Below are 8,192 nucleotides of genomic sequence, written 5' to 3' on the forward strand. Positions count from 1 at the left end.
GCTTCGCGCGAGGTTTGAACGGCGCCCGTTCGATGCACCGCTCTCTTCGTGTCTTTGTGTGGCCCTTCTTCCTTCGCGCCTTTGCGCCTTTGCGTGAGACAATCTATCGCGGCCGGTGCATGACCCAGCTGAACGCCATCGCGTTGAAGATGGTGTAGAGGCCATAGAGCAGCAGGCCGGTGAACCAGTTGCGCGTCGCGATCGCCATCGCGCCGACGAGCAGCAGATACTCGAAGACATAGGTGATGTTCGGCCCTGCGCGCTCGGCGAGCGGCCGGACCATCTGCTGGACCAGCGGATCGTCGCTTTCCACGAAGGCGCGATGCATCGCGAAATTGCCGATCCCGGCGCAGAAAATGGCGATGATCGCGATCCACATGGCTTTGCAAATGGGACCTAATGGGTGGAAATGCCAGCGGCTTTGCGGTTAAGGGGAGGGGCGAGGGTGGCGAAACCCTCCCATTGGACCAGAAACCGGCTCCCCGCCCTCCAGAGAAGGCCCCCCAGAGAAGGACCCGTTCGATGAGACAATCCGCGCGCCTCGCGGCCGCCTCTCTCCTGATGACCGCCGCGATCCCGCCGGTCCATGCCTCCGTGCCCGATCCGGCGCTGCCGTCGCTGGTCGTCCCGCTGACCGCGGGCTTGCTGGAGGAACTGCCGCGGCCCTTGCCCGATCCGGTGCGCGCGATGATCGACGCCGCACTCGCGAGCGGGGAGCGCAAGGATATCGAAATCGTCGTGTCGCTGGCAAAGGCGACCAATCCCAGGTCCGTGAGCGAAATCGAGGCAATTCTTGCCGCCTGGCAGGCGCAGCACGAAAGCAAGCCGGAGCCCGACCCGATCCGGCAGATGCTGGCGGCCGCGATGGCGACCAGGAAGGACGGCGATGTCGAGGCGGTGGGCGCGCTCGCGAAGAAGACGAACCCCGAACGGATCGCCGACATCGACGCGATGCTCGTCGATTATCGCGCCAGGCGGACCGCGGAGAAGAAAGCGGTGGCCGACGCGGCGCGCGCCAAGCTCGCCGCCGCGAAATTCTGGCAGAACTGGAAAGGCGAGGGGCAGATCGGGGCGTCGCAGAGCAGCGGCAACACCAGCTCGACGGGGCTTAGCCTGGGGCTGGCGCTCAATCGCAAGGGGATCGACTGGGACCAGCGCTTTCGCGCCCAGGCCGATTATCAGCGCACCAATGGCAGCACCTCGATGGAGCGCTATCTGGTCGAATATGAGCCGCAGGTCCGCGTCGGCGAGCGCGCCTTCGTTTACGGTCTCGGCCGCTGGGAGCGCGACCGGATTCTGGGTTTCGGCAACCGCTGGAACGCATCGGCGGGCATGGGCTACAAGGTGATCGCGAACAAGGCGATGACGCTGAACCTGAAGGCGGGGCCGGCGTGGCGCGAAACCGACTATCTGCCCGGCCGCGGACAGAGCGAAAGCGAACTGACCGGGCTCGCGGGGCTCGATTTCGGCTGGAACCTGTCGCCGACGCTGCGCCTGACGCAGACCGCCTCGACGATCGTCGGCCAGCACAATACCGTCACCAGTTCGCTGACCGCGCTCAATGCAAAGCTGACCGGCGCGCTGTCGGCGCGTTTCTCCTATTCGGCGGACATCGACACCCGCCCTCCGCCGGGGATCGAGACGGTCGACACGCTGACGCGCTTCACGCTGGTTTACGGTTTCTAGAGTCTGTCATAGCGGCCGGGCATCGAGTTCGCGGCGCAGAAAGGCCAGGATTTCCTCGCGATCCTTCGATCCGTCGCCGCCCACGCGCATCGCGGCGGCGCCCATCACCATCATCAACATCGGAATGCCGGTAAAGATCGCGCCGAACAGCAATGTGCCGGGAACGAACCAGACGATCGCCGCGCCGACGATCACGAAGATCGAGAGGAAACCGAACCAGATGTAAGGAAACAGCCGCCCCGCAGTCGATCGCCCGAGCGTGCCGGTGATGCGCGTCCCGCCCGCATAGGGCTCCATCGCGGCTTCGAGTTCGGGCGCCATCGCATTCTGCACATTGCGGCGCGCATAGCGCAGCCGCATCACATATTGATCGCCGCTCCCGAACACCCGCGCCTTCGCGCCGTCCATCGGGTCGGCCATGATCGCCTTCAGCTTGTGCGCGATCGCCTCGGGCGAGAGAGGGGAGTGAAGATCGATCGCTTCGCTCTTTGCCATGGCGCTCTCCCTTGTAGCCCGGTGCCTAACTCGCTTTTGCAGGCCCGCATAGCTTCCTCGTCACCCCGGACTTGATCCGGGGTGACGAAGATCAGAGAGGTTATGCCTTCTCCAGCAACCCTTCGTCCTTGATCCTTTTCTGCCACACCAGCGGCGCGTTGACGTGGACGTTCTGGCCTTCGCTGTCGACCGCGACGGTGACGGGGAAGTCCTTGACCTCGAATTCGTAGATCGCCTCCATGCCGAGGTCGGCGAAGCCGACGACCCTGCTTCCCTTGATGGCGCGCGCGACCAGATAGGCGGCGCCGCCGACCGCCATCAGATAGGCGCTCTTGTGCCTGGCGATCGCGTTGGTCGCGGCGGGGCCGCGCTCGGCCTTGCCGACGCAGGCGAGCAGGCCCTGATCGAGCATCATGTCCATGAACTTGTCCATGCGCGTTGCCGTGGTCGGCCCCGCGGGGCCGACGATCTCCTCGCCGACCGGATCGACCGGGCCGACATAATAGATGACGCGGCCCTTGAACTCGACCGGCAGTTCCTCGCCCTTCGCCAGCATGTCGGCGATGCGCTTGTGCGCGGCGTCGCGGCCGGTGAGCATCTTGCCATTGAGGAGGATGCGGTCGCCCTGCTTCCAGCTTGCGACCACCTCGGGCGTCAGCGTGTCGAGGTCGACGCGGATCGCCGCCTTGTCGGGCGCCCAGTCGATCTGCGGATAATCGGCGAGCACCGGCGGTTCGAGGAAGGCCGGTCCGCTGCCGTCGAGCGTGACATGCGCGTGGCGCGTCGCGGCGCAGTTCGGGATCATCGCGACCGGCTTCGACGCCGCATGGGTCGGCCAGTCCTTGATCTTGATGTCGAGCACGGTGGCGAGGCCGCCGAGTCCCTGCGCGCCGATGCCGAGCGCGTTGACCTTTTCATACAGCTCGACGCGCAATTCCTCGATCGGCGACGATGGCCCGCGCGCGAGCAGTTCGGTCATGTCGATCGGGTCCATCAGCGACTGCTTGGCGAGCAGCATCGCCTTTTCCGCGGTGCCGCCGATCCCGATGCCGAGCATCCCCGGCGGGCACCAGCCGGCGCCCATCTGCGGCACCATGTCGAGCACCCAGTCGACGATCGAGTCGCTGGGATTGAGCATCTTGAACTTCGACTTGTTCTCGCTGCCGCCGCCCTTCGCGGCGACGTCGATATGCACCTTGTCGCCGGGCACCATCTCGACATTGAGGACCGAGGGCGTGTTGTCCTTGGTATTGACGCGGCTGAACGCCGGGTCGGCGAGGATCGAGGCGCGCAGTTTGTTGTCGGGGTGGAGATAGGCTTTGCGCACGCCCTCATCGACGACCTGTTGCAGGCTGCGGGCGCTGTCGAGGCGGCAGTCCATGCCCCATTTGATGAAGACGGTGACGATGCCGGTGTCCTGACAGATCGGCCGGTGTCCCTCGGCGCACATCCGGCTGTTCGAGAGAATCTGCGCCATCGCATCCTTCGCGGCGGGCGACACCTCGCGCTCATAGGCGGCGCCGAGCGCGCGTATATAGTCCATCGGGTGGAAATAGCTGATGTACTGGAGCGCATCGGCGATCGTTTCGACGAGGTCGTCCTCGCGGATGATGACGGTGTTCATGGGTGCAGCCTTTCCCCCTTGTGGCAGGATTCGCCGGTCTCCCTAGACCCGCATCGCCGCGACGGGAAGAGGGGTCAGGACCGGCGCCGGCCGAAGGTCGGGCGCCTTGGCGCGGGCCGGGCCGGAACGGGTTGCTGAAGCATCTCGGGCGGTTCGGCTTCGACCAACGGCCGCTTTTGCACGAAGGCGCGCCAGCTTGCGATCGCCGCGGTGCCGAGCAGCGCGATCCAGCCGCCGCCGGTCGCCGCGAGCAGCGTCCAGCCATAGTGCGAAGGAAGGGCGATCGCCATCAGCGCGGGCGCGCAGGCAACGATCACGAGCGTCCCCGCGAGCGTCCACCAGCGCCCGCCGAGCCGTGCCAGCGCCAGCCCGATCGCGACATTGGTGAGCGCGAGCAGGATGAATTTCGCGGCGACCGGATAGGGCAGGCTCGCCATTGCGGGCGAATAGTCGCCGGCGGTGAAAGCCGCCTGGATGTCGAAGAGAAGCCAATTCTCCCTCGCATCGCAGAGCATCGCAAGGACGGGTAGCGCTGCGGCGAACGAGATTATCTTCAGCCCGGTCTCACGCGCCAGCGCGATCAACCCGCAGCCGAGAAAGCCCGCGTAGAGCAGCATATAGAGATAGTCGCGCTCGTTGCCCGTCCGCATCATCGCGAGGCGACCGACCTGCCGCGCGTCGTTATCGGGACCGAATACGGCGATCAGATCGTCCTGACTGCCCGCGAATTCGAAGGCGAGGACGGGCGCGCCATAGCCCGGCTCGGCAGCGAAACTATCCTGTGGGAAGGTCTGGCCGAGCCACAAGCCGACCAGAATGACGCCGAAACCGAGGAACAGCGCCGCGTGCCACCAGCGTGCCGCCGGCAGCGCCGCCGCGCTCAATCTATTGGCACTCGGCGCATTTGCCGCGCACTTCGATCACCGGGCGCTCGGCGGCAAAGCCCGTCGCGTCGGCGGCGGCGCGGACGCCGTCGGAAATCTTGTCGTTGTCGATATGCACCGCGCTGCCGCAGCTGTCGCAGATCAGGAAGATGCAGTCGTGGAGGCAGCCCGGATGGCTGTTGGCGACGAAGGCGTTGGCGCTCTCGACCCGGCGGACGAGGTTGTTCGCGACGAACAGGTCGAGGATGCGATAGACGCTGTTCGGCGCGACGCGTTTGCCGCGCTTTTGCGACACGATATCGGCGATCTCATAGGCGCTCGCGGGCTTGCCGATTTCGGCGACGGCGTCGAAGATCTGCGCGCGCATGTCGGTCCAGGCTTCGCCCGCGCCCTCGAGCGCGGTCTGCGCCGCGCTGGCGAGCGAGGCGCCGCTGGCCTCTATATGCGCATGATCATGCTTGCCCATGGCGATAATGTAGGCGCTTTGGGCGCGGCCCGCAAGTTGCGGGCAATGCGTATCAGTGGCGCGCGCGGCGGTTGAGATCGTGGCCGAGCGCGACGATCGCGACGCCGATCATCGTCGCCAGCACTTCGCTGCCGTCGTGCGGCCGCGCCAGCGCGCCCGCCATCATGCCGAGCCCGAAGCAGCCGACGCCGAAGGGCATCATATAGCCGTGGCTGAGCACCCCCGAAACCAGCGTCACCAGCGCGAAACCGATCGCGATGGCCAGGCCGACCTCGTGGAAGAGATGATTTTCGAGGAACACTCCGCCGACCGAGGCGATCGAGGCGAAGAAAATCGTCGTCGCGAGACAATGGACGAGACAGAGCCCCGACAGTCCCATCGCGAGCTGATCGCCCGACAGCGAGGTCAGCGGCCGCGAATCGCGCGCAGCCCGCATCAGCGCGCCGAGGCGCGGCCATGCATGGCTGTGACTGGCGACTTGGGTCACCCGATTCTCCGTTGGTCCAACTGCGGGGCTTGATATGGCATAACATGACAGAGGTTACAATGTCTCATTGCAACCTTCACATCCTCCCTTCGTCATCGCGGGGGTGACGGATGGGAGGTGTCATTGGGTCGCCTCTGCCCTGAGCGCCTTCCGGTCGAGCTTGCCGATCATCGTCTTGGGCAGACTCGCCCGCACCTCGACCGCGCTCACCCGCTCATGCTTGCCGAGCCGGGCGTTGATCCAGGCCGCGAGCGCTTCGCCTGATACCTCATAGCCCTCCTCCAGCGTCACGAACGCTTTGGGCGTCTCGCCGCGATAGGCGTCGGGGACGCCGAGTACGATCGCTTCCTTGACCGCGGGATGCTCGTGGAGATGCGCCTCGATCACGCTCGGATAGACTTTGAAGCCGCCGACCGCGATCATGTCCTTCAGTCGGTCGACGATGCGGATATAGCCGTCGGCGTCGATCGCCGCGACGTCGCCGGTGCGCAGCCAGCCGTCCTCCGTGAAGCTGTCCTCATCGGCCTCGGGCCGGTTCCAATAGCCCTGCATGATCTGCGGCCCCTTGACCGCGAGTTCGCCCGCTTCGCCCGGCGCGGCGTCGCTGGTGGGATCGTCGCGGCCCAGCAGGCGGATGCGCGTTGCGGGGATGGGCTGGCCGATCGTGCCCGGCTTGACCGGGCCGTCATAGGGGTTGGTCGCGACGACCCCGGAGCTTTCGGTAAGGCCATAGCCCTCGACGAGCGACGCGCCGGTCGCGGCGATGAATTTTTCGCGCAGTTCGGCGGGCATCGGCGCGCCGCCCGAGATGCAGACGCGCAGCGAAGAGAAATCGGTCTTCGCGAGGTCGGGATGGTCGAGCAGCGCCTGATACATGGTCGGCACGCCCGGCAGCGCGGTGGCCTTGGTCCGCGTGATCGCCGCGAGCGCCGCCTTGGCGTCGAAGCGCGGCAGCATCGTGATCATCCCGCCGTTGAGGACCGTGCGATTGAGCACGCAGGTGTTCGCAAAGACGTGGAAGAAGGGCAGCACCCCCAGGATGCGGTCGCCGGCATCGTGGTCGGGGTCGATCGCGTTGACCTGCCGCGCGTTGGCGGTGAGATTCTGATGGGTCAGCTTCGCGCCTTTCGGCGTGCCGGTGGTGCCGCCCGTATATTGGATCAGCGCGACGTCCCGCTCCGCATCGATCGGGGCCGGATCGGGGCGTCCGTCGTTGGCAAGGAGCGCCGAAAAGCGGATGATACGAGGATCGGCGGGCAGCGCCGCAACCTCTTTTGTCTTGAACAATCGGTAGAGAACCGACTTCGCGGGCGGCAGTCCGCCCGCGATCGAGCCGACGACCAGATGCTTGAGGCTCGATCCGTCGAGCACCGCGAGCGCGGTCGGCAGCAGCGCCGCTGCGCTGAGCGTCATCAGCGTGTCGGTGCCCGAATCCTCGACCTGCGCCTCCAGCTCGGCGACGGTGTAGAGCGGCGAGAAATTGACCACCGTCGCCCCGGCGGCGAGCGCGCCATAATAGGCCGCAACATAATGCGGCACATTGGGCAGGAAGAGCCCGACGCGGCTTCCCTTGCCGATCCCGCGCTGCTGTAATCCGCGCGCGACGCGCGCGACGCCGTCCGCGACCTCGGCATAGGAAAAGCGGCGCCCCATGAAATCGAGCATCGGCGCGTCGCCTTTGCGCGCGGCGCTCGCTGCGAGCATGTCGGGAAGCGAGAGCGGAGCGAACGGCTGGTCCCATGGGGTCGGATGGCGATAATCGTGCGACCAGTCATGGGGGCTGTTCATTGCCGGGATTCGTCCTTTTCGCGCTCGTTACTGACATCACTTTAAGCAACGCCGCCGCATATCGCAATCGGGGGACCCACGCTTGCGGCGCGGCGGCGCGGCGGCTAGGCAGGATCGTCTTTCTCGCCAGGGGTTGTTCCATGCCGCAGCAGATTTCGCGCTTCGCCGCACCGCTCGTCCTCGTCTCGATGCTCATTGCCGCTCCGGCAACCGCAAAGGACAAGGAGCCGCCCGCGCGTCCCGCGCAGATTCAGGAGCTTTACGCCTGCCGGGACATCGCCGACCCGACGGCGCGTCTGGCCTGCTTCGACCGCGAGGTCGGCGAATTGTCGCAGGCCGATCAGGCGCGCGAAATCGTCTTCACCGACAAGGAAACCGCGAAGAAGACGCGCCGCGGCCTGTTCGGCTTTTCCTTTCCCAAGCTCGGCGGGATTTTCGGCGGCGACGATGATGAGATCAAGGAAATCGACACGGTGATCCGGTCGGTCAGCGTCGACCGTTCGGGCAAATATACGCTGGTGATGGAGGATGACGCGGTGTGGACGCAGATCGATACCACCGCCTTGCCGCGCCAGCCCAAACCGGGCCAGAAGATCCACATCAAGACCGCGACGATGGGCAGCTATTTCGCGACGATCGAGGGCGGCCGCGCGATCCGCCTGAAACGCGACCGCTGATCCCAGGGTCAGGACCCATTAAATGCGCGATCGAGGTTTGAAGCGATTTTGCTCAGGGCGAGGAGGCAAGGCGTAGGAATATGTC

At 65.8% G+C, this 8,192-nt stretch carries 9 protein-coding genes; 2 read left to right on the top strand and 7 right to left on the bottom strand.

The genetic code is table 11. The annotated features are described in order from the left end of the window. Positions 1-103: 103 nt before the first annotated feature. Positions 104-379 (bottom strand): hypothetical protein, encoded by a 276-nt coding sequence (locus OJI97_RS12850; protein WP_297664046.1) that lies wholly within the window; start codon positions 377-379, stop codon positions 104-106. 143 nt (positions 380-522) lie between these two features. Here OJI97_RS12850 and OJI97_RS12855 point away from each other — a divergent pair, with 143 nt between their 5' ends. Beyond that, positions 523-1,686 (top strand): YdiY family protein, encoded by a 1,164-nt coding sequence (locus tag OJI97_RS12855; RefSeq protein ID WP_297664048.1) that lies wholly within the window; start codon positions 523-525, stop codon positions 1,684-1,686. A gap of 6 nt (positions 1,687-1,692) precedes the next feature. Here OJI97_RS12855 and OJI97_RS12860 read toward each other — a convergent pair whose 3' ends face one another. The 6 genes from OJI97_RS12860 to OJI97_RS12885 all read right to left on the bottom strand — a co-directional run bounded on the left by OJI97_RS12860 (position 1,693) and on the right by OJI97_RS12885 (position 7,430). Next, a complete protein-coding gene (locus OJI97_RS12860; protein WP_297664050.1) occupies positions 1,693-2,181 on the bottom strand; it encodes a hypothetical protein in 489 nt (162 codons plus the stop codon). Positions 2,182-2,281: 100 nt separating this feature from the next. Beyond that, on the bottom strand, positions 2,282-3,805 hold the full coding sequence (locus OJI97_RS12865; RefSeq protein ID WP_297664051.1) for a fumarate hydratase: 1,524 nt from the start codon (positions 3,803-3,805) through the stop codon (positions 2,282-2,284). A gap of 74 nt (positions 3,806-3,879) precedes the next feature. Beyond that, the gene (locus OJI97_RS12870; RefSeq protein ID WP_297664053.1) at positions 3,880-4,689 is read right to left on the bottom strand and encodes a hypothetical protein; all 810 of its coding nucleotides are present in this window, start codon (positions 4,687-4,689) and stop codon (positions 3,880-3,882) included. 1 nt (position 4,690) lies between these two features. Beyond that, positions 4,691-5,155 (bottom strand): Fur family transcriptional regulator, encoded by a 465-nt coding sequence (locus tag OJI97_RS12875; RefSeq protein WP_257547785.1) that lies wholly within the window; start codon positions 5,153-5,155, stop codon positions 4,691-4,693. Positions 5,156-5,207: 52 nt separating this feature from the next. Beyond that, positions 5,208-5,642, bottom strand: a complete 435-nt coding sequence (locus tag OJI97_RS12880) for a MerC domain-containing protein (RefSeq protein ID WP_297664056.1) — start codon at positions 5,640-5,642, stop codon at positions 5,208-5,210. A gap of 120 nt (positions 5,643-5,762) precedes the next feature. Next, positions 5,763-7,430, bottom strand: a complete 1,668-nt coding sequence (locus OJI97_RS12885; RefSeq protein ID WP_297664058.1) for a long-chain fatty acid--CoA ligase — start codon at positions 7,428-7,430, stop codon at positions 5,763-5,765. 140 nt (positions 7,431-7,570) lie between these two features. On the opposite strand from OJI97_RS12885, the gene OJI97_RS12890 reads away from it, so the two are divergent. Continuing rightward, positions 7,571-8,107 carry a hypothetical protein gene (locus OJI97_RS12890; RefSeq protein WP_297664060.1) on the top strand — a complete coding sequence of 179 codons (537 nt, stop codon included), beginning with the start codon at positions 7,571-7,573 and terminating at the stop codon, positions 8,105-8,107. Positions 8,108-8,192 lie beyond the last annotated feature (85 nt).

Source organism: Sphingopyxis sp. (assembly GCF_025869345.1).
Lineage (GTDB): Bacteria > Pseudomonadota > Alphaproteobacteria > Sphingomonadales > Sphingomonadaceae > Sphingopyxis.